Origin of the sequence: Enterobacter sp. JJBC (assembly GCF_036936505.1) — a bacterium.
Taxonomy (GTDB): domain Bacteria; phylum Pseudomonadota; class Gammaproteobacteria; order Enterobacterales; family Enterobacteriaceae; genus Enterobacter; species Enterobacter hormaechei_C.
On record NZ_CP136935.1, the window covers coordinates 933,909 to 954,728 of the forward strand.

Annotated in this window: 19 protein-coding genes; 3 read left to right on the plus strand and 16 right to left on the minus strand. The window is 52.7% G+C overall.

Features of this window, described 5'->3' with window-relative positions; all coding sequences use genetic code 11:
* Window positions 1–57 precede the first annotated feature (57 nt).
* Window positions 58–1,305, plus strand: coding sequence for a polysaccharide deacetylase family protein (locus RY075_RS04470; RefSeq protein WP_032608523.1), 1,248 nt, complete (start codon window positions 58–60; stop codon window positions 1,303–1,305).
* 3 nt (window positions 1,306–1,308) lie between these two features.
* Here RY075_RS04470 and RY075_RS04475 read toward each other — a convergent pair whose 3' ends face one another.
* The 16 genes from RY075_RS04475 to thpR form a co-directional block, all read right to left on the minus strand.
* The gene (locus RY075_RS04475) at window positions 1,309–2,394 is read right to left on the minus strand and encodes a fimbrial protein (RefSeq protein ID WP_049126913.1); all 1,086 of its coding nucleotides are present in this window, start codon (window positions 2,392–2,394) and stop codon (window positions 1,309–1,311) included.
* A 20-nt stretch (window positions 2,395–2,414) separates the two neighbouring features.
* Complete coding sequence (locus RY075_RS04480; RefSeq protein WP_045895257.1) at window positions 2,415–3,017, minus strand: fimbrial-like protein; 603 nt, start codon at window positions 3,015–3,017, stop codon at window positions 2,415–2,417.
* 14 nt (window positions 3,018–3,031) lie between these two features.
* Entirely contained in the window at window positions 3,032–3,595 is a 564-nt protein-coding gene (locus RY075_RS04485; protein WP_023324165.1) for a hypothetical protein, read from the minus strand.
* Window positions 3,596–3,621: 26 nt separating this feature from the next.
* Window positions 3,622–4,191, minus strand: coding sequence for a fimbrial protein (locus RY075_RS04490; protein ID WP_032610176.1), 570 nt, complete (start codon window positions 4,189–4,191; stop codon window positions 3,622–3,624).
* Window positions 4,192–4,229: 38 nt separating this feature from the next.
* Window positions 4,230–6,824, minus strand: coding sequence for an outer membrane usher protein (locus RY075_RS04495; protein WP_059294280.1), 2,595 nt, complete (start codon window positions 6,822–6,824; stop codon window positions 4,230–4,232).
* Window positions 6,825–6,905: 81 nt separating this feature from the next.
* On the minus strand, window positions 6,906–7,649 hold the full coding sequence (locus tag RY075_RS04500; RefSeq protein ID WP_338628215.1) for a fimbrial chaperone: 744 nt from the start codon (window positions 7,647–7,649) through the stop codon (window positions 6,906–6,908).
* An 85-nt stretch (window positions 7,650–7,734) separates the two neighbouring features.
* Window positions 7,735–8,346 carry a fimbrial protein gene (locus tag RY075_RS04505; RefSeq protein WP_023324169.1) on the minus strand — a complete coding sequence of 204 codons (612 nt, stop codon included), beginning with the start codon at window positions 8,344–8,346 and terminating at the stop codon, window positions 7,735–7,737.
* Between the two features lie 325 nt (window positions 8,347–8,671).
* Window positions 8,672–9,052 carry an aspartate 1-decarboxylase gene (gene panD, locus RY075_RS04510; protein ID WP_003856284.1) on the minus strand — a complete coding sequence of 127 codons (381 nt, stop codon included), beginning with the start codon at window positions 9,050–9,052 and terminating at the stop codon, window positions 8,672–8,674.
* Window positions 9,053–9,083: 31 nt separating this feature from the next.
* Entirely contained in the window at window positions 9,084–9,935 is an 852-nt protein-coding gene (panC, locus tag RY075_RS04515; RefSeq protein WP_003856282.1) for a pantoate--beta-alanine ligase, read from the minus strand.
* An 11-nt stretch (window positions 9,936–9,946) separates the two neighbouring features.
* Window positions 9,947–10,738 (minus strand): 3-methyl-2-oxobutanoate hydroxymethyltransferase, encoded by a 792-nt coding sequence (gene panB, locus RY075_RS04520; protein WP_003856280.1) that lies wholly within the window; start codon window positions 10,736–10,738, stop codon window positions 9,947–9,949.
* Between the two features lie 123 nt (window positions 10,739–10,861).
* The gene (folK, locus tag RY075_RS04525) at window positions 10,862–11,341 is read right to left on the minus strand and encodes a 2-amino-4-hydroxy-6-hydroxymethyldihydropteridine diphosphokinase (protein ID WP_045346807.1); all 480 of its coding nucleotides are present in this window, start codon (window positions 11,339–11,341) and stop codon (window positions 10,862–10,864) included.
* Complete coding sequence (pcnB, locus tag RY075_RS04530) at window positions 11,338–12,735, minus strand: polynucleotide adenylyltransferase PcnB (protein WP_071785222.1); 1,398 nt, start codon at window positions 12,733–12,735, stop codon at window positions 11,338–11,340. The genes folK and pcnB overlap by 4 nt, the downstream gene beginning before the upstream one ends.
* Window positions 12,736–12,777: 42 nt before the next feature.
* Window positions 12,778–13,668, minus strand: a complete 891-nt coding sequence (gene gluQRS, locus RY075_RS04535; protein WP_045897382.1) for a tRNA glutamyl-Q(34) synthetase GluQRS — start codon at window positions 13,666–13,668, stop codon at window positions 12,778–12,780.
* Between the two features lie 59 nt (window positions 13,669–13,727).
* Complete coding sequence (dksA, locus tag RY075_RS04540) at window positions 13,728–14,183, minus strand: RNA polymerase-binding protein DksA (protein ID WP_001155232.1); 456 nt, start codon at window positions 14,181–14,183, stop codon at window positions 13,728–13,730.
* A 176-nt stretch (window positions 14,184–14,359) separates the two neighbouring features.
* A complete protein-coding gene (sfsA, locus tag RY075_RS04545) occupies window positions 14,360–15,064 on the minus strand; it encodes a DNA/RNA nuclease SfsA (protein WP_017694492.1) in 705 nt (234 codons plus the stop codon).
* Entirely contained in the window at window positions 15,054–15,608 is a 555-nt protein-coding gene (gene thpR / locus RY075_RS04550; protein ID WP_003856249.1) for an RNA 2',3'-cyclic phosphodiesterase, read from the minus strand. The genes sfsA and thpR overlap by 11 nt, the downstream gene beginning before the upstream one ends.
* 73 nt (window positions 15,609–15,681) lie before the next feature.
* On the opposite strand from thpR, the gene hrpB reads away from it, so the two are divergent.
* Entirely contained in the window at window positions 15,682–18,111 is a 2,430-nt protein-coding gene (hrpB, locus tag RY075_RS04555) for an ATP-dependent helicase HrpB (RefSeq protein WP_063944549.1), read from the plus strand.
* Window positions 18,112–18,255: 144 nt separating this feature from the next.
* Window positions 18,256–20,781, plus strand: coding sequence for a bifunctional glycosyl transferase/transpeptidase (mrcB, locus tag RY075_RS04560; protein WP_003856245.1), 2,526 nt, complete (start codon window positions 18,256–18,258; stop codon window positions 20,779–20,781).
* Window positions 20,782–20,820: the final 39 nt, after the last annotated feature.

Genomic DNA, 20,820 nt, shown 5'->3' on the forward strand with positions numbered 1-20,820 from the left:
GTATTGATGTCGCTTTTGCTACAATGGCGACTGATTTTCCGTATCGATTTATATCCCATGCTCATGCGCGTTATCTTTATCCTTCTGGTGCTGGTTTCCGGTGGTGCGTCTGCCAGCCTGACCAGTCAGCAAGGCCTTCCTGCCCAATATATGCAAACCACCGAAGATGCGGCCATCTGGGCGCAGGTGGGAAATGCCGTCGTGAATGTAGGGAATGTTCGCGCCGGGCAGATCCTCGCTGTCTTTCCGGCCGCGGCGGATTACTATGAATTTCGTTTCGGATTCGGCACGGGGTTTATTGATAAAGACCACCTTGAAAAAGTGCAGGGCAAACAACGTGTTGAGGATAGCCTGGGTGACTTGAACAAGCCGCTCAGTAATCAAAACCTCATCACCTGGAAAGACACGCCGGTGTATAACGCCCCCAGCAGCGGAAGCGCGCCTTTTGGCACCTTAAGCGCCAATCTTCGCTATCCGATTCTGAATAAGCTGAAAGACCGCCTGAACCAGACATGGTTTCAGATCCGTATCGGTAATCGTCTGGCGTGGATCAGCAGCCTCGATGCACAGGAAGATAACGGGCTACCGGTTCTGACTTACCATCATATTTTGCGTGATGAAGAGAACACCCGTTTTCGACATACCTCCACGACGACCAGCGTACGTGCGTTTAATAATCAGATGGCCTGGTTACGCGATCAAGGCTATACCACGCTGACGATGTACCAGCTTGAAGGGTACGTGCGTAACAAGATGAACCTACCCGCGAAAGCAGTGGTGATCACCTTTGATGATGGTCTCAAATCGGTGAGCCGCTACGCGTACCCTGTTCTGAAAGAATATGGCTTCAACGCGACGGCGTTTATAATTTCATCACGTATCAAAGGCCATCCGCAGAAGTGGGATCCAAAATCGCTACAGTTTATGAGCGTTCAGGAAATCAAGGGCATCCAGGATGTGTTCGACATTCAGTCTCACACCCATTTCCTGCATCGCGTGGATGGCTATAAACACCCCATCCTGTTGAGCCGTAGCTATCACGTGATCCTGTTTGATTTTGAACGATCACGTCGTGCACTGGCGCAGTTCAACCCGCGCGTGTTGTATGTGTCGTATCCGTTTGGCGGCTATGACAATAAAGCGATTAAAGCGGCGAACGATGCGGGGTTTCATCTGGCGGTGACCACGGTGAAAGGGAAGGTGAAGCCGGGGGATAATCCGTTCCTGTTGAAGCGTTTGTATATATTAAGAACGGACTCACTGGAGACGATGTCGCGGCTGATCAGTAATCAGCCGCAGGGATAGCGGTTAGTCGTATGAAAGGGTGAATACGCCGGTGGCTTTAAACGACCCCGGTTTCACTGTGCTTCCGTTTGCTACCAGTTGAGCAACATAATTAATTTGCTTGGATTCCGGGGTTTGGTAATCCGTTATGACATAGGATGAGTCAGGATTATTCGGCAGGAGTTGAGAGGTTCCGTTATACATAATTTTCACGCCTGCGCCCTCAGCTCCGGACGAAAGCGTATTTCCAAGAAGATCATTATTTTTTCCGGTTAGCTTTGAGGTGGTGAGTTTGGTTGTGATATTTGCCACACTGGTACAATTGCTTAAGCTAATTGAAAAAGGGATATCCTTAACCCGATTGTTTTTAATGTCTGAAACATAATATTCTCCCAGGTTAACATCATTAGTGCCATCTGAAAGCATGGCCATGTCGCAGGTTGGAAGAACGATCGGGATCTGGAATGAGTCTTCGTTGACCACAAATGTCCATGGTTGGTTGTTAGAATCATTTGGATTACCAATAGCCATTTTACCCAGAGTGCCGGGTTTGGGTCTGATTGAGGTTTCTTTGTTCGGGTTGCCTCTGTAACCTGCATCAATATAAATTTGAACTGAGGTGTTTATCCATTTTTCATCCCAGGGATCAGAATTTCCGGAGGATGCAACGGTAGTCCAGTCAGTAGTATTCATAGCGAAATAGCCACCCATGCCTCCGTCACTTTCTGCGGTGTGGACCCTTACGGAATAATAAATCCCCGGAATATTTGTTTCAAACATAGCCCTGCCATAACTGCTCCCCTTTAGCAAGGTCGGGTTTGTTTGTGACACGAGGTTAAAACCATCGTCCCCCATACCACATTCGGCCTGAATGCCCGGTGTCAGGTTAACGTTAAAAAGAGTACTGGCATAATTACCCGGAGGGGGAAGACGTACGGTGCCACCTGAGTATTCGGAATTGATCAGCGTGGTTGTGCCGCCTTTTCCATTATTCATGCGACACTCAGCTGCCCAGCAGGAGTGGCTGAGGGTTAATAACACGCTCGCCATGGCAAACGCCATTGTGCCTTTCACGGTGAAACCCTGTCTTATAAAATTGAACATTCTCATCCTTTTTCCTGTTCTGATTATTATTCGTAAGTGACGTCAACTAATACTTTACTGGTAACGACACCACCAGCCACTACGCCAATATTTTGATATCGGGCATAGAACTGATAATCCGTTAAAAATGCAGTATCCTGACCGCTTACGTCATAAGTGATTTTTGACGTGCCGTCGTTGTTTAAAACATTCTTTTTATATCTTTCAGAGAAAACGACGACGCCGACATTTTTTGCCGCGCCTGCGGCGGTATCATCACTTTTGAAAACCTGATTTTGTCCTGGCCAGAAACCCGACTGCGGCGAAAAGCTAAAACTCAGCTTTTTAGCCGTACTGCTGTCTCCATAGCAATCATCTACATGGATCTTAAAAGGCGTACCGCCTGCATCATCGGTTGCAGTAAAACGATCGCTACCATCCGGGTTATAAAACCAGCTGCGCATTACATTGGGGAGATAAATTTCGCCGTCATTTTCCACGGTCATCTTACAAGTGCTATTAACAATGTTAGCGGTAATATTTACGTCTAATCCTGAGCTTGCCTGGCCTACGCCAGGCAAGATGCCACCAGCCAAGCCCATAAGCAACACAAGACCGGGCTGGTATAAAGTAAACGGTGATTGTTGCATGCTGGTTCCTGGTATTATGGATAAGTGATAGTAAACGTGACTGGCGCATTAACCGCCCCCGCGCCTACTTCAGCAATGGTTTGGCCTTGTCCGATAACGATACGGGAATTCATCGGGAATTCACCGGTACCATCAGTAATGGTGACATCCTTAGCAGCCGGAGGCGTGTTGCAGCTCATAAGCTCGCCAGTATCGACAACACCCGACCAGATCTCAAAGCCCGTTGCTAAGCCGCCGGAGTAAGAATCACCCGTCTTGTTGACGCCACTGCATTCACCACCAGCGCCTTTCGCAGCGGACACCGTTGCCTTGGTTACTCCAGAACAGTTGGTGAAACTAATCTTGAGCGGCTCGACACGGGTTTTGTTCACCAGATCGGATTTGTATACGTCGCCGAACGCAATTTCAGTGGAAGCTGTGCCTGCATCGTTAAGTACTTTTGCGGTACATGTGCCTGATACAATTTTTGATTTAATCGTTAATTCGACACTAGGGGTGCCTGTAATAGCTGCGCTTGCCATTCCCGAGAACAGAAGGGCAGAAACGGACAGGGCGATAAAAGTAAAATTGAATTTCATAATGTTGCTCCGTTTTCCTGCACTAATCACTCGTAGATAAATTCAAAGGTCGCCACGGCCTGAAAATCACCTATGGTCATCCTGTTTTCCTGTGTTTCACGTAAGGTGGCCACCAGAGCAACTTCCTTATTCTGGATTTCTGTCGGACTCCAGACCAGGCGCTCGTTATCGTCCTCAGAGTTAATGATAAACGGGGCATCCGGTGCGCTGGCTCTGGCAATCTCAACAGCAGAGTAGTCTGCACCTCCGTCGATTTTTTGTATTTGGTTAATAAGGCCTGAGTACAAATATCCAGATCTTGTTCCCGATACTTTGGTTTTCAATGAGGTCAGTGATGCCGGGCATTCAACGAGCACAATTTTGAAATTGGCATTTGCCGTTCCGGCTTTGACATCATCTAAACGTACCTGTCCGTTATTACCGATAGTCAGCGTTTGCTGTGTATCTGAACCCGTATCGCCGACCAGTTTCATATCGCAGGTGGTTTCGCGGATATTGGCAGTAAAGTTAACATTGAGATCGGCTGCCGCAGCAGAACCTGACATCGCTAACATTGCTAATGCGATTAATGAATAACCGCAATGATTTTTCTTCATATTATTTCCCATGGGTGTGATTCCCTGTTTTAACATCATTACATTTGGCACTGTTGATTACTCAGAATCGTGGTTAAGCCTGCTTTCTTCGCATTTTCAGGAATCTGATAATGCACCGTGCAGGAGCTGGAACCATCGCTTCCCCATACCACCCGGAGAGCGCCTTTGTTTTCCACACCGCGTACATAAGCTTGTCCTGCCTGGCCTACCGTTCCGATAGATTCGTTTTTCTCATTCAGAACGTCAGCACCTAGCGGAATAAAGCCGTTATCAGAACGTTGTAATTCCAGAACAAGCGAACGGCCTTCATCCGTTTCAAAATTCACAAATACAACGGAGCCATTGCGAGGTACGGCAACTGCGCTTGTATTTTTGATTTCAACGTCTGCTTCGAGAGTGCTGATATCGAGCGATACTCGGTTTTCTCTGTAGGCTGACATATACGGCATAATCCCGTACCCGGAACTGTTAATGCGGCTTTGGCCGTAACCCAGCCGAGCACCCGTTGCGCCACTTGCTTTTACCAGCGCAAGTGAATCCGTTTCGCCGATACTGCCTGATGTAAATACAACGCCACCCGAGTGAACAACCATTCCGCCGTTATAACTCGCGGAATACTGTTTACTATTGTCATCGCCAAAGGACGCCGAGACACCGAGCGGCCCGTAAGGACTGTTCCATGAGCTATAGCCACTGACCTGGTTCAGGTTGCCGTAGTTGCCCCCGCTTGATGAGGCGCTAACGGAATAGCTCACTTCACTGTTTTTGGAGTTGCCGCTTGCCGTAGAGTTAAAACTGGTACCGCCTTTTAAATCAGTGCGCAGGCTCATGTTGACGTTATTAAATCCGCCTGACTGCGCGTTATCCTTATTGAATATGCTGAATGGAATACTGACGTTTAAATAAACGCTGTCATCCTTTTCCCCTGTTTCGTTGTACGTGCGTTGCACAGAAACGCTATAGCTACCGTAAGCAAAACTATTGTTGTAACCCACGCTGTAGTCGGAAGTGGAGCTGGAATTATTCCAGTAATCCTGCCAGGTACCGCTAATATAGAGTGAGCCGTATTCATCACCGTTAACATTCAATGGCTGGTTCAGGCTGACCTGTATCTGGTTTTTGGTACGCTGATAATCAGCATAAAGCTCGGCATTGCTGTCATAAGATCGATTGCCATATTCCTCGTGGTGAATACTGTCCTGCAATGAGGCGGCATCGTTAAGGCTGAGATAATCTTCTGTTGAGAAGCGATAAGCTGCCACGTTAAGAGATGTGTTAGTGGCTTCAAGCATTTTGCTGTAGGTCAGCCGATAACTCTGCCCTTTAAGCGTGTCCAGCCCGTCGATATCGGCATAGGACCCGGTAACATCTAAAGCGAATGCACCAATACGGGTATTCATAGCCAGACCAAGCAGGCCGGCGTAGAAATCCATATCCGTATATTGCGCACCCACGTAACCGGTAAAGGTATTATTCAGACCATACGCGTAAGTTGCGTAGCCAACGTTTGGCTTATCATGCAATGAATCATCATTCAGCTCACCTATACCCACATCCCAGCGGCTGGAGCCTGGGCGGAGCATTTGTGTAACTGAGGAGAACGGAACGGTAAACGTCCGTTTACTTCCATCGGCTTCCTCTACAGTGACAATCAAATCATTACCATAGCCTGTTGTACTGAGGTCATTGATCTCGAAAGCACCGGGTGGAACGGTGGTTTCATAGATTTTATTGCCGCTTTGCATAACGCTAACTTTGGCGTTACTGTTTGCCACACCACGAATTACTGGCGCGTAGCCAGAGGTGCCTTGCGGGAGCATGCGGTCATCGTTATACATACGCGCACCACGCAGGCTCACCGAGTCAAAGACATCACCGCGTGTGTAGGAATCACCCATTACCATCTGTGCGTTAAGTGGTGTGATGTCTCGCTGGAGGTATATATCCTGGCTGGAATAATGTGTGCCATTATCACTGTCCCAGTTCAGACTGCCGCGAGAACGTAAACGCCACGGCCCCACGTTCAGGCCATAATGCAAGCCCGCATAAGCGGTATCTGAATTGGTGCCGTTTGACTCGCTGTGCCAGGTATTAAGATCGTATGAAAGTAATCCGGCCGGAACACCATTATCCCATAATGAAGGATCGACATACCCTGCTGGAAGCTTAAGCACGTAGATTTGCGGGAAATTAAGATCCATTTCCTGCTTGCTACTATCAAAATTTTCAGAAGCACCGGGATAATATTTTTTGATATCTACGCAAGACGTTTCGTCGTCTTTGACATCATCGCCTAATATGCTGGTATCAACGCCTGCCTGTGTCAGCGTGAGTTTAGTCAGACATGCTGAGGCACGTGGCGTTTTGTTATCAATGAATCTCATCTCGACCGTGGATTTTGAATTGCCATTCAAATTCACTTTTACACGGTAAGTACCTGGCAGAACTGGGTTGCCATAAGCATAACGATCGACATTGATACCTCCACCATTATCGATAAGGAACTGGTCATTAAATTCAATGGCCGATTCTGTTTCGGATGAGGTGTCTACAGCTTTTTTTTCAGTCTCGCTGGCATGCAGAGGAAATGCTGCACAGATTGCGAGACATAAAATTGATCGTTGAAATAGCATGCTTCATCCAGACAAGTCGTCGTATGAATGCTATGAATCATTCATACGTATTATATTTATAATGTGGCGGTGATGCGGTTATTAGTTTACTTTGCTTTCAAAAGTATCAGAGCCGCCATTGTCATTAATGGTTTCGTAAGCAACAGTGCCGGTGGCAGTACTACCTAAACCTTTTACCTGCATTATTTGAGTACTAAACGGTAAAATAGATTTATGCTCAACCTGGTACTCTTTATTTGCTGATTTCAGCTTTACATTTGAAATAGAAACGTTGTAAGGGGAATCATTGTGTGCAATCAGGTTTAGCGTATTACCTTGTTTTTGTTGCGACCACGTTACCCTGGCTGCTGCATTTCCTGGCGTACCTTTCAGGCCGTCAGGTCGGAAAAAGAGTTTAATACGTGTGCGGAATGCCAGCTGGAGCTGGTTAGGATTTTCACCGTCTTTCACTTTTGACTTCGGTGGAATCTCGAGCACATTGAACCAGAATAGGGATTCGCGATCTTGCGGCAATGAACCACCCAGGTACGGGATCCGAACGGATTGACCTTTTTGGGGATCAATTCGGGATACTGGTGGAGTAATAATAAAAGGAAGTTTTAATTCCTGTGGATTGGTGTCATCGCGACCGTCATCGAGCCATGATTGAACTAATAGTGGCTTTTTGCCACGGTTGTCTAAAGAAACGATGACATCTTTTTGCGACTGCTGATAAACAATACGTGTTCCCGAAATAACGATATCTGCGCTTGCCTGGAATGACGCGACAGCAGCAGCTGTAAAGCAGGCAGCTTTAAATCCTTTATAAAATGATGTGCTTAACATTTTTCCACTTCCTGTTGGAATGATATCAATAGTCCCCTGACGTACGTCAGGGGATAATATGAGCATTTTATCTATGCTTTTAAAATTACTCGTAGATCATGGTGAATGCAGCTTGTGCCTGAACCACACCAGCTGACACTGGGTTGTTGGCCGCATCCCAGTTCTGACCTTGGGTATACGCTACACGGTAGTAAAGTGCGCCTGCGCCTGTGGTATCAATCGTTGCTTTCTGGGTATTGTTGGTCTGATCCAGTTTGATCTGATCGGTAGCGGAGTTGCCATCGTTTGACAGTACCAGATTGACGTTTTTAGCGGCGCCTTGAGTGTTTGATGGTGGAACCAGCAGACCGCCGGAAGTTGAAGAAGAACCCGCCCAGGAATCAAACTGAGCGGATGCCTGTTTGACGGTAGCAGAATCACAACCTGTCAGGGTGAGGGAGAATTTCTTTTCTCCCAGGGTGCTGGTGGTACCCAGCGCATTAGCGAAGTCTTTTACAAACACGGTATCCAGGTTAACGTCAAAATCATTACCATCCTGGTCAATCTTCTGATCCAGGGATACTTTACAGGTGTTATTAGAAACCATACCGTGGAAAGTAATAGTGCCTGTATCTGAAGGAATATCAGCTGCCATTGCAGAACCCGCACTCAGAACCATTGCTACTACAGTTGCCAGACCTAATTTATTAAAAGACATTTTTTATATCCATATTTAAATGCTAGAAAAGTGCACATAAGCAAGGCTTATGTTCGTTCCGAACAGATGCTTCGGGAAAAGGATTCTAAGTGATGAGTAATGGTTGTGAGAAGCCGTTAGATGTTAGAAATACTTAAACGATCTTTAAGCCAATGAGATTATTTAATAGTGAGTGATAATAATTGTTCATCATTTTGATGATCAGGTGTTCGGCAGGGTGACTTTAATATATTAATAAAAATATATAAAAAGAACGCTATTCATTTTAATTATGTATAAATTACCCAACCTATTTTGCCGGGTAATTTATAACAGTACTATTGGCTTAGGCAACCTGCACCGGAATCGCCTTCGCGGTACGTTTCATCTCATTATCGCCTTCAAAGTAGGCCACTTTAGGCTGCCAGCGACGTGCTTCTTCGTCAGACATCATCACAAAGCTGGCAATAATGACGATATCGCCTACGTCCGCGCAGTGCGCTGCTGCCCCATTAACGGAGATGATTTTAGATCCGCGTTCAGCGGCAATCGCGTACGTTGAAAAGCGTTTGCCGTTATTAACGTTCCAGATATCAATAGCTTCGTTTTCGAGAATACCCGCCGCGTCGAGAAAATCCTGGTCGATCGCGCAGGAGCCTTCATAGTGCAGGTCGGCCTGGGTGACTTTCACACGGTGAAGCTTACCTTGTAGCATTTTGCGAATCATTACGTTTACCTTTCACTTCCGGGTAGTAAAACTACGCCAGTTCAACCACTTTGTTATCGATAAGGCGGGCCTGGCCGAGCCATGCCGCCACCAGAATTACCGCACGTTTGCTGGTCTCTGTAAGCGCCAGAAGCGTATCGGCATCCCGAATTTGAACGTCGTCAGCACGAAGACCTTTCTCGTTCAGCGCCTGTTCAGCCAGAGCGATAATTTCTTCTGCGGTTAACTCTTTTGCCAGCAGTTGCTCTGCCATGGTATTCATGACTTTGCTTAAACCCGGCGCAATTTTACGCTGTTCGGCGGTCAGATAGCCGTTACGGGAGCTGAGCGCCAGGCCATCTTTCGCACGCACAATCGGTACGCCGACTATCTCAATGTCGTAGCCCATATCGGCAACCATTTTGCGGATCAGCGCCAGCTGCTGGAAATCTTTCTCGCCAAAACAGGCGATGTCCGGCTGCACCAGGTTAAACAGCTTGCTGACGATGGTAGAAACGCCACGGAAATGGCCCGGGCGGCTGGCGCCCTCCAGCATGGTCGAAATACCCGGCACATCGACGTAGGTCGATTCAGTGGTGCCCTGGGGATATACATCTGCGGGGGCCGGAGCGAAGACGATATCCGCATGACGTTTTTTGAGCTTCTCGCAATCTTCCTGCAGGGTACGTGGGTAGCGCGCCAGATCGTCTTCGCGATCGAACTGCATCGGGTTAACGAAGATACTGACTACCACAATATCTGCACGGGCTCTCGCTTCATCGACCAGCTTCATATGGCCGTCGTGCAGGTTGCCCATGGTTGGAACAAGGGCGATACGTTTACCTTCCTGACGTGCACGGCGGATATGCTGGCGCAGCAGCGGCAGAGTTTCTATGATTAGCACACCTGGACTCCTTAATGGAAACTGTGTTCTTCGCCCGGATAAACGCCGGACTCAACCTCGGCAATATACTGCCGCACAGCAGCACGCATGTCGCCTGCTTCTGTCAGGAAATTTTTAGCAAATTTTGGAATGTGGCCGCCGGTGATCCCGAAGGCGTCGTGCATGACCAGAATCTGGCCATCGGTGACGTTGCCCGCGCCGATGCCGATCACCGGAATCGACAGCGCCTCAGTGATACGCTTAGCCAGCTCAACCGGTACACACTCCAGCACCAGCAGCTGTGCGCCCGCGGCTTCCAGCGCCACGGCATCATCAAAAAGCGTCTGCGCCGCATCGCCTCGGCCCTGCACCTTATATCCGCCAAAGATGTTGACAGACTGCGGCGTCAGCCCCAAATGACCACAAACCGGCACGGCGCGTTCGGTAAGCATTTTTACCGTATCGACCAGCCAGGCGCCGCCTTCGATTTTGACCATATTGGCGCCAGCACGCATCACTGTCGCCGCATTTTCAAAGGCCTGTTCCGGGGTGGCATACGCCATAAACGGCAGATCGGAAAGCAGCAGGCAGGCGGGCGCACCCCGGCGCACGGCGCGGGTATGGTAAGCAATATCCTCGACCGTGACCGGCAGAGTGGAATCATGTCCTTGTACCGTCATCCCTAACGAGTCCCCGACCAGCATGACGTTGATCCCTTCTTCGGCAAACAGTTTTGCGAAGCTGTAGTCATACGCGGTGATAGTGGCGAAGCGTTTTTTTTCCTGTTTGCATTTCTGCAATAAGGAGATGGTGGTTGGTTTCATACTGTTTCCTGATGGCCCAAAAGCGAATCTTTGCGCATTCTAACAGTAACATTCGAGGGAACAATGATTTTAGGCAATCGATTAACCGCAAATAAGGAATGGTTAATCGATGCAGAGGCGGGATTACCAGCGGGCCGGTTTATCCGCGTTGAGATTTTGCAGAACGGCTTGCAGCGAGGCGCCGTCAGGGAAGGTGAGATCGGGCGCGACTTCAAACAGCGGCCAGAGCATAAACCCGCGGTTTTTCATGTCGTAATGCGGAACGGTGAGGCGTTCGGTGTTAATCACCTCGTGGCCGAAAAGCATAATATCGAGATCGAGGGTGCGCGGTCCCCAGCGTTCGGCTTTGCGGACGCGACCCTGCTGTAGCTCAATACGCTGGGTATTATCCAGAAGCGTTTCTGCGTCAAGGGTCGTTTCCAGCACCACGGCGGCGTTCAGATAATCAGGCTGATCCTGCGGGCCGAGCGGCGGCGTACGGTAAAATGAGGACAGCGCGACGATGCGGCTTTGCGGGATCTTCCCCAGCGCCTGCACGGCAGCGTTAACCTGCTCCAGCGGAGAGGCCAGATTGCTGCCGATGGCGATATACGCAAGGGTCATGCCGTGCCTTCACGACGCGGTGCGCGTTTGCGCGGGCGACGGTGACGACGGCGCGGTGCCGGCTCGTCATCCAGATCCGTAAGCATATCTTTCTGCTCTGGTGGTGCAGAGACCTGAAATTCTCCCCACCACTGCGCCAGACGCTGTAGCTCCTGGTTTCTTTCGACTTCAGCACGCAGAGAGAGCAAATCGAACGCGGCGCGGAACTTAGGATGCTCCATCAGCTTCCAGGCGCGTTTACCCTGACGGCGGGACATACGCAGCTGAAGCTGCCAGATATCACGCACCAGCGTGGTAATACGTTTCGGGATCGCCAGCGTGCGACAGCCTTCGTCCAGCACGTCGTTTGCCGCCAGCGCGAACGCATCATAATAGGCGAGACCACTCTCCTGAGTGATGCGCTGCGCCGTTTCCAGCAGCGGATACCAGAACATGGCCGCGAACAGGAACGCCGGATTCACGCGCATATCGTTATGAATACGGGTATCCGTGTTCTTCAGCACCTGTGCAATCATCCGCTCCATTGCGCTGTCACCGTTTTCGGTGAAGTAGCGGGTAATGGTCGGGAACAGCGGCTGGAACAGGTTGTATTCACGCAGCAAATTGTAGGTTTCAAACCCGTAGCCTGCCTGGAGCAGCTTTAACGACTCCTCAAACAGACGGGCAGGGGGGACGTCGTTAATCAGCGTCGCCAGGCGCGGGATCGGCTCTGCGGTTTCCGGACTGATACGCATGTTCAGCTTGGCGGCGAAACGCACGGCGCGCAGCATTCGGACCGGATCTTCGCGATAGCGCGTTTCCGGCGTGCCGATCAGGCGAATCAGGCCGTCTTTCAGATCCTGCATACCGCCGACGTAATCGCGCACGGTAAAATCCGCCACGCTGTAGTAAAGGCTGTTGATGGTGAAATCGCGACGCTGAGCATCTTCTTCAATAGAGCCGAAGATGTTGTCGCGCAGCAGCATGCCATTTTGGCCGCGCTGGGAAGTCGTGCGATCGTTGACGCCCGCTTCGTGGTGACCGCGGAAGGTCGCCACTTCAATGATTTCTGGTCCAAACATCACGTGCGCCAGACGGAAACGGCGGCCAACCAGACGGCAGTTGCGGAATAATTTACGCACCTGCTCAGGTGTGGCGCTGGTCGTCACGTCGAAATCTTTTGGTTTTTTGCCCAGCAGTAAATCGCGCACCCCGCCGCCGACGAGATAGGCCTCGTAGCCTGCTTTATTCAGACGATAGAGCACCTTGAGGGCATTTTCACTGATATCTTTGCGGGAAATATTGTGCTGCTCACGCGGAATGACCGACATGTGTGGCTGTGCAATAGCGTCGTTCGCCATGCTCTCTTCGCGGCTCAGCACTTTACGGCAAAAATTAGCGACTCGGGTAAAAATAGTACACCTCGTAGTGTGTTTTGTTATCAAAAAAGCGGCTAATCATAGCTCAGCGCAACGCATTTGAGAATGCTGGATTTTTGGCACGGCCATAAGCGCCCAGTCAGCAATGGCCGTTTTCAGCAATTCATCCAGACTCAGATCCTGCCATTCCTGCGTTACATTCTGGTTGAGAAATCGCAGCGCGTCGATCAAAACCGGGCGCGGATCGCCGTCAGGCAGCGCCGGGGCATGATTCTGTTTCGACAGCTTATTTCCCTGTTCATTGACCGCCAGCGGCAGATGGATGTAATCCGGCACCGTCCAGCCAAACTGCTGGTAAAGCGATATTTGCCGCACGGTAGGCTCAACCAGATCCGCCCCGCGCACGATTTCCGTAACGCCCTGGAAATGGTCATCGACAACCACCGCCAGGTTATAGGCAAACAAACCATCACGACGGTGAATAATAAAATCTTCACGCGCCAGGCGTTCATCCGCCTGAATGGTTCCTGAGAGAACGTCGGTAAACTGCGTCACCGGAGAACGCTGTATCAGCCGTACGGCAGCATTCTCAGGACCGTTGCGCCGCGTACGACAGTGGCCGTCGTAAACGCCACCCACGCTTTGAATTCGCGCCCGCGTGCAGGTGCAGTTATAGGAAAGGCCCTGTTCAGCAAGCCACGCCAGACGTTCACGGTAGGCATCATGGCGTTGAGACTGCCAGAGTACGTCGCCGTCCCAGTGAAGACCGTAATGTTCCAGCTGACGCAGAATAGTTTCTGCTGCACCGGGAACTTCACGCGGAGGATCGATATCTTCAATGCGGACCAGCCATTGACCCTGACGGGCGCGAGCCTGTAGGTAGCTGCCAAGCGCGGCAATTAATGAGCCGAAGTGTAATTCACCGGAGGGAGATGGCGCAAAGCGCCCGATATAGTGAGATTCAGACATATCTACGGTAACAAGGCGGGAGAGACTCCCGCCTTAGCAGAGTAGTGAGAGGGCAGGCGTTAGCCAGCCATCTGTTTTTCGCGGATTTCTGCCAGCGTTTTACAGTCGATGCACAGATCGGCTGTTGGACGCGCTTCCAGGCGACGAATACCGATTTCAACACCGCAGGATTCGCAGTAGCCAAAATCTTCGTCCTCGACCTTCTTCAGCGTTTTTTCGATCTTTTTGATCAGTTTGCGCTCGCGGTCACGGTTACGCAGTTCGAGGCTGAACTCTTCTTCCTGAGCGGCACGGTCGACCGGGTCCGGGAAGTTAGCAGCTTCGTCCTGCATATGTGTAACGGTGCGATCGACTTCATCCCTGAGTTGATTACGCCATGCTTCAAGAATACGCTTGAAGTGCGACAGCTGGGCTTCGTTCATATACTCTTCGCCCGGCTTCTCTTGATACGGCTCCACCCCAGCGATGGCGAGAATACTCAGGGACGATGTTTTACGGTTTTGCCCTTCTTGCATGTTGCTTCTCCTTAACACGCACTATCGATCCCCGTGTTGGGGGAAAAATCAGGTCGCTATAAATAGCAGATGCTTTTCCGTATGGCAATTATCTAAACGTAACACTTGACAACCCTGTGAGGAAAAGCGTATTTGCGCACGCGGCCAGAACACTTATTAGTCAATCGTCTAATCCCTTATAAGACAATGGGAAGAGAGGATCTCAGAGTCATATTATCGGCAGAAAGTTCCGCTTTATAAGCGAAAATCTCTACCCCCTGCTTTTGTGCCTCATTCAACAATTGCGCGTATTTAGGATCAATATGACGGGCCGGGGAAAACCGTTCAATGGCTGAATGCAGAACCGCAAACAGCAACACGGCGCGCTTGCCCGCCGCCGCTACACTCATTAGCTCTCGCAGATGCTTCTGGCCACGTAGCGTTACCGCATCCGGAAAGAAGCCGTTTTCCTGTTCCGCTAACGTCACTGATTTCACTTCAATATAGCACTCAGGGCGGTCTTCCGCCTGTAACATAAAATCAATTCTGCTGCCTTCATCGCCATATTTCACTTCGCTTTTTTGCGTGCCGTAACCCACCAGTTCAGGAAGCATTCCATTTGTCAGAGCTTCCTTAACCAGCTGATTTGCGCGCAGGGTATTAACGCAAATAAATGCTCCGCTTTGCGTCTCGGTCATTTCCCAGGTATGGGGATATTTGCGTTTAGTATTTTCTGATGTGGAATACCAGACCGTGTCACCCGGCGTGGCGCAACCGGTCATGGCGCCGGTGTTAGGGCAGTGCAGCGTGAGCGTTTCGCCCTCAGGGGTGATCACATCAGCGAGAAAGCGTTTGTAACGCTGGATCAGCGTGGCGGGCTGGAGTGCAGGACTAAACTTCATCAGGATTCCTTAACGTGTCGCCCAGCGTCCAGCGCTGGAGCGGAGTATAGCGGGTGCGTCCTTGTACAAAGGCAGATTCGTACAGCGCAAATTCATTCACCTGAAAGGACCAGTGAAAGCCCGGTGGCGGGATGGCAACGGCCTGACCCGCATCGCGCAGCAGGGTAATGTGGGGATGAAACGGCTGCGGGCTCTGATAACAGCCGCTGCGCGCGGCCTGCGCCCGCAGCATGTTGGCGAGCTGTAGCAGTCCGCGAGGGGGCTGCCGCGTCCCCAGCCAGACCACCCGAGAGCGCAGCCATTGCCCGGCATCGTCAAGATGCAGCGTAAACCCCGGCTGCGAAATGCGTCCGGCCATTGCGCTTAACGCGCGCTGCTTTTCAGCGCTTACTTCACCAAGAAAGGCTAACGTCAGGTGCATATTGGCGGCGACGACGGGGCGGCCCGCTTCCGCGGGGAAGTGGCTGGCGCGCCAGCGAACAATCTGCCGTTGAAGCGTGGTGGGTAATTCAATGGCGAAGAATAGCCGTTTAGACTCAGACATGCGCAAGACTCGGTAATGATATGCGCCGATGCTACAATGTACGCCGATTAATGTTAACCCTCTGGAGCCGTAAGTGTCCTCTTTGCCCGTCGCCGTCGTCCTTCCTGAGCTTCTCGCAGCCTTAGAACATGCGCCACAGGTTTTGCTCAGCGCGCCCACCGGAGCGGGTAAATCCACCTGGCTGCCCCTGCAAATTCTGCGCGATGGGAACATCAGCGGGAAAATTATCCTGCTGGAGCCGCGCAGGCTGGCGGCGCGCAATGTGGCGCAGCGCCTGGCGGAACTGCTGAATGAAAAACCGGGTGAGACGGTAGGGTACCGGATGCGCGCCGAAACCTGCGTTGGACCATCCACGCGGCTGGAAGTGGTCACCGAAGGTATTCTTACCCGTATGTTGCAAAACGATCCGGAGCTGACCGGCGTCGGGCTGGTGATCCTTGATGAATTTCACGAGCGCAGCCTCCAGGCCGATCTGGCCCTTGCGCTGCTGCTCGACGTTCAGCAGGGGCTGCGCGACGACCTTCGGCTGCTGATTATGTCGGCGACGCTGGATAACGAGCGGCTCCGGCAGACGCTCCCTGACGCGCCGATGATCTCCTCTGAAGGGCGTGCGTTCCCGGTCGAGCGCCGCTATCAGCCGCTGCCTGCCCATCAGCGTTTTGACGAAGCGGTTGCCATCGCCACCGCCGAATTGCTCCGCCAGGAGCCCGGCTCGCTGCTGCTGTTTTTACCCGGCGTAGGCGAAATCCAGCGCGTACAGGAGCAGCTGGCATCCCGGGTGAACAGTGACGTTATGCTGTGCCCGCTCTACGGCGCGCTGCCGTTGGCTGACCAGCGCAAGGCGATCCTTCCCGCACCGGCGGGGCAGCGCAAAGTGGTGCTGGCAACGAATATCGCGGAAACCAGTTTGACCATCGAAGGCATTCGCCTGGTGGTGGACAGTACGCTGGAGAGGGTGGCCAGTTTTGATCCGCGTACCGGGCTGACCAGGCTGCTGACGCAGCGCATCAGCCAGGCCTCAATGGTGCAGCGCGCAGGGCGAGCAGGGCGTCTTGAGCCGGGTATTTGCCTGCATTTAACCAGCGCCGAGCAGGCGGAGCGTGCGGCATTCCAGAGCACGCCTGAGATTTTACAAAGCGATCTCTCCGGACTGGTGATGGATCTGATGCAGTGGGGCTGTCCGGACCCTGACCAGCTCACCTGGCTTAATCCTCCGCCTGTCGTCAACCTTTCCGCCGCGTGCAGTCTGCTGACCCAGCTTGGCGCGCTGGAAGGCGAGCGACTGACGGCGCGCGGCCAGAAAATGGCGGCGCTGGGCAACGATCCACGTCTGGCGGCAATGCTGGTAGCAGCACAGGGCGACGATGAAATTGCCACGGCGGCAAAACTGGCGGCTATTCTTGAGGAGCCGCCGCGCGGTGGCGGCAGCGATCTGGGACAGGCCTTTTCACGCCATCAGGGAAACTGGCAACAGCGGGCGCAGCAGCTGTGTAAACGCCTGAATTGCCGGGGCGGTTCGCCTGACAGCGATAAAGTTATCCCTCTGCTGGCCCAGGCCTTCCCGGACAGAATCGCGCGCCGTCGCGGGCTGGATGGTCGCTATCAGCTGGCAAATGGGATGGGCGCGATGCTGGACAGCGATGACGCCCAGACGCGTCATGAATGGCTGATCGCGCCGCTCTTACTCCAGGGCAGCCACTCCCCGGACGCGCGTATTTTACAGGCGGTTGCCGTGGATATTGACCTCCTGACGCGTGCCTGCCCGCAGCTGCTTCAGCAATCTGACATCGTGGAATGGGATGATACCCAGGGCACGCTGAAGGCGTTCCGTCGTAGCCAGATTGGCAAACTGACGCTCGGGACGAAACCGCTGGCGAAGCCGTCGGAGGAAGAGTTACACCAAGCGATGCTGAATGGCATTCGGGAAAAAGGGCTGAGCGTACTGAACTGGACGCCGGAGGCTGAACAATATCGTATACGTCTGCACTGCGCCGCGAAGTGGCTGCCGGAACAGGGGTGGCCAGCGGTGGATGATGAGACGCTGCTCGCGACGCTTGAACAGTGGCTGTTGCCGCAGATGAGCGGCGTACACTCCCTGCGCGCCCTGAAGGCGCTTGATGTTAAGGCAGCGTTACAGAATTTACTGGACTGGTCGTTACGTCAACGTCTGGATAGTGAACTGCCTGGGCATTACACTGTGCCAACCGGGAGCCGGATTGCCATTCGTTATCATGAGGATAATCCGCCGGCGCTGGCGGTTCGGATGCAGGAGATGTTTGGTGAGGCCACCACGCCGTCCATTGCTGAAGGCCGTGTGCCGTTAGTGCTTGAGCTGCTTTCGCCTGCGCATCGTCCCTTGCAGATCACCCGCGACTTGGGGGCGTTTTGGGCGGGGAGCTATCGTGAAGTGCAGAAAGAGATGAAAGGGCGATATCCCAAACACGTCTGGCCGGACGATCCGGCGAATACCGCGCCGACACGGCGCACGAAAAAATATTCGTAATGGGGAAAGTGCGGGCTGATGCCCTCACCCCGGCCCTCTCCCACAGGGAGAGGGAGAAACAAACTTTGAGAGATTTCTTCTTTCACTGACCTGTGCAAGATAAGAAAATCTGGCCTTTGCGCCTGAATGTTGCGGAGAAAAAGCATGGCGGGGAATGACCGCGAGCCAATAGGACGTAAGGGAAAGCCGACGCGTCCGGCGAAAGAAAAGGTAAGCCGTCGTCGCCTCAGAGATGAGGAGTATGACGATGACTATGAAGACGATTATGAGGATGAAGAACCGATGCCGCGTAAAGGGAAAGGCAAAGGGCGTAAGCCTCGTGGTAAGCGCGGCTGGTTCTGGCTGCTGCTGAAGCTGTTCATTGTTTTTGTTGTCCTGATCGCGATTTACGGCGTTTATCTGGATCAGAAGATCCGCAGCCGTATTGACGGGAAAGTCTGGCAATTGCCTGCGGCAGTATACGGCCGCATGGTGAACCTTGAGCCGGACATGTCCATCAGCAAGAACGAGATGGTGAAGCTGCTGCAAGCCACGCAGTATCGTCAGGTCACGAAAATGACCCGTCCAGGCGAATTTACCGTCCAGGCGAAAAGTATTGAGATGATCCGCCGTCCGTTCGACTTCCCGGACAGTAAAGAAGGGCAGGTGCGCGCGCGTCTGACCTTTGACGGCGATCGTCTGGAAACCATTGAGAACATGGATAACGATCGCCAGTTCGGTTTCTTCCGTCTCGATCCGCGTCTCATCACCATGCTGTCGTCCGCAAACGGCGAACAGCGGCTGTTCGTGGCGCGTAACGGCTTCCCGGATTTGCTGGTGGATACCCTGCTGGCAACCGAAGATCGCCACTTCTACGAGCACGACGGTATCAGCCTTTACTCCATTGGTCGTGCGGTACTGGCGAACCTGACCGCCGGGCGTACGGTGCAGGGGGCGAGTACCCTGACCCAGCAGCTGGTGAAAAACCTGTTCCTCTCCAGCGAGCGCTCTTACTGGCGTAAAGCCAACGAAGCGTACATGGCCGTGCTGATGGATGCGCGCTACAGCAAGGATCGTATTCTTGAGCTGTACATGAACGAGGTGTACCTCGGTCAGAGCGGCGATAACGAGATCCGCGGCTTCCCGCTGGCGAGCCTGTACTACTTTGGCCGTCCGGTAGAAGAGCTGAGCCTTGACCAGCAGGCGCTGCTGGTGGGCATGGTGAAAGGCGCGTCGATCTACAACCCGTGGCGTAACCCGAAACTGGCGCTGGAGCGTCGTAACCTGGTGCTGCGTCTGCTGCAACAACAGCAGGTGATTGACCAGGAGCTGTACGACATGCTGAGCGCACGTCCGCTGGGCGTTCAGCCGCGCGGTGGGGTGATCTCTCCGCAGCCTGCCTTTATGCAGATGGTGCGTCAGGAGTTGCAGTCTAAGCTCGGAGATAAAGTGAAAGATCTCTCAGGCGTGAAGATCTTTACCACCTTTGATTCCGTGGCGCAGGATGCGGCAGAAAAAGCGGCGGTAGAAGGTATTCCGGCGCTGAAAAAGCAGCGTAAGCTGAGCGATCTGGAAACCGCGATGGTAGTGGTTGATCGTAACACCGGCGAAGTTCGTGCCATGGTGGGCGGTGCTGAGCCGCAGTATGCGGGCTATAACCGCGCAATGCAGGCGCGTCGTTCGATTGGTTCACTGGCAAAACCGGCGACTTATCTGACCGCGCTGAGCCAGCCGAACCTCTATCGACTGAACACCTGGATTGCCGATGCGCCAATCTCCCTGCGCCAGCCTAACGGCCAGGTATGGTCACCGCAGAACGATGACAGACAGTTCAGCGGTCAGGTGATGCTGGTGGATGCGTTAACCCGCTCGATGAACGTGCCAACGGTTAACCTCGGGATGGCGCTGGGCCTGCCAGCCATCACCGACACCTGGCAGAAGCTGGGCGTACCGAAAGATCAGCTGCACCCTGTGCCAGCGATGATCCTGGGGGCGCTTAACCTGACGCCAATCGAAGTGGCGCAGGCGTTCCAGACCATCGCCAGCGGCGGTAACCGAGCGCCGCTCTCCGCTCTGCGTTCGGTGATTGCCGAAGATGGCTCCGTGCTGTATCAGAGCTTCCCGCAGGCGGAGCGCGCTGTTCCGGCACAGGCGGCCTATATGACGCTGTGGACCATGCAGCAGGTGGTTCAGCGCGGTACCGGTCGTCAGCTGGGGGCGAAGTATCCTGGTCTGCATCTGGCGGGTAAAACCGGGACCACCAACAACAATGTCGATACCTGGTTCGCCGGTATTGATGGTCGTGAAGTGGTCATCACCTGGGTGGGGCGCGATAACAACCAGCCGACCAAACTGTATGGCGCGAGCGGTGCGATGTCGATTTACCAGCGCTACCTCGCGAATCAGTCTCCGGTGCCGCTGAACCTCGTTGCTCCGGAAGATATCGTCGATATGGGCGTGGACAGCTCGGGTAACTTCATTTGCGGCGGTGGCGTGCGTACGCTGCCGGTCTGGACGACCAACCCGGATGCGCTGTGCCAGCAAAGCCAGCCAGAAGAACCGACAGGTAACCCGTTCGATCAGTCTTCTCAACCTCAGCAGCCGCAGCAGCAACAGCCGCAGCAGCAGGAAGAGAAGAAAGACAGCGACGGCGTCGCCGGCTGGATCAAGGATATGTTCGGCGGGAACTAACCCTACTGATACCCCCTTCTCAGGAAGGGGGTATTTTTT

Coding starts and splice junctions, on each gene's coding strand:
- RY075_RS04470 (WP_032608523.1), top strand. CDS start 58: ATGCTCATGCGCGTTATCTTTATCCTTCTGGTGCTGGTTTCCGGTGGT.
- RY075_RS04475 (WP_049126913.1), bottom strand. CDS start 2,394: ATGAGAATGTTCAATTTTATAAGACAGGGTTTCACCGTGAAAGGCACA.
- RY075_RS04480 (WP_045895257.1), bottom strand. CDS start 3,017: ATGCAACAATCACCGTTTACTTTATACCAGCCCGGTCTTGTGTTGCTT.
- RY075_RS04485 (WP_023324165.1), bottom strand. CDS start 3,595: ATGAAATTCAATTTTACTTTTATCGCCCTGTCCGTTTCTGCCCTTCTG.
- RY075_RS04490 (WP_032610176.1), bottom strand. CDS start 4,191: ATGAAGAAAAATCATTGCGGTTATTCATTAATCGCATTAGCAATGTTA.
- RY075_RS04495 (WP_059294280.1), bottom strand. CDS start 6,824: ATGCTATTTCAACGATCAATTTTATGTCTCGCAATCTGTGCAGCATTT.
- RY075_RS04500 (WP_338628215.1), bottom strand. CDS start 7,649: ATGTTAAGCACATCATTTTATAAAGGATTTAAAGCTGCCTGCTTTACA.
- RY075_RS04505 (WP_023324169.1), bottom strand. CDS start 8,346: ATGTCTTTTAATAAATTAGGTCTGGCAACTGTAGTAGCAATGGTTCTG.
- panD (WP_003856284.1), bottom strand. CDS start 9,052: ATGATTCGCAAAATGCTACAAGGTAAGCTTCACCGTGTGAAAGTCACC.
- panB (WP_003856280.1), bottom strand. CDS start 10,738: ATGAAACCAACCACCATCTCCTTATTGCAGAAATGCAAACAGGAAAAA.
- folK (WP_045346807.1), bottom strand. CDS start 11,341: ATGACCCTTGCGTATATCGCCATCGGCAGCAATCTGGCCTCTCCGCTG.
- gluQRS (WP_045897382.1), bottom strand. CDS start 13,668: ATGTCTGAATCTCACTATATCGGGCGCTTTGCGCCATCTCCCTCCGGT.
- dksA (WP_001155232.1), bottom strand. CDS start 14,183: ATGCAAGAAGGGCAAAACCGTAAAACATCGTCCCTGAGTATTCTCGCC.
- sfsA (WP_017694492.1), bottom strand. CDS start 15,064: ATGAAGTTTAGTCCTGCACTCCAGCCCGCCACGCTGATCCAGCGTTAC.
- thpR (WP_003856249.1), bottom strand. CDS start 15,608: ATGTCTGAGTCTAAACGGCTATTCTTCGCCATTGAATTACCCACCACG.
- mrcB (WP_003856245.1), top strand. CDS start 18,256: ATGGCGGGGAATGACCGCGAGCCAATAGGACGTAAGGGAAAGCCGACG.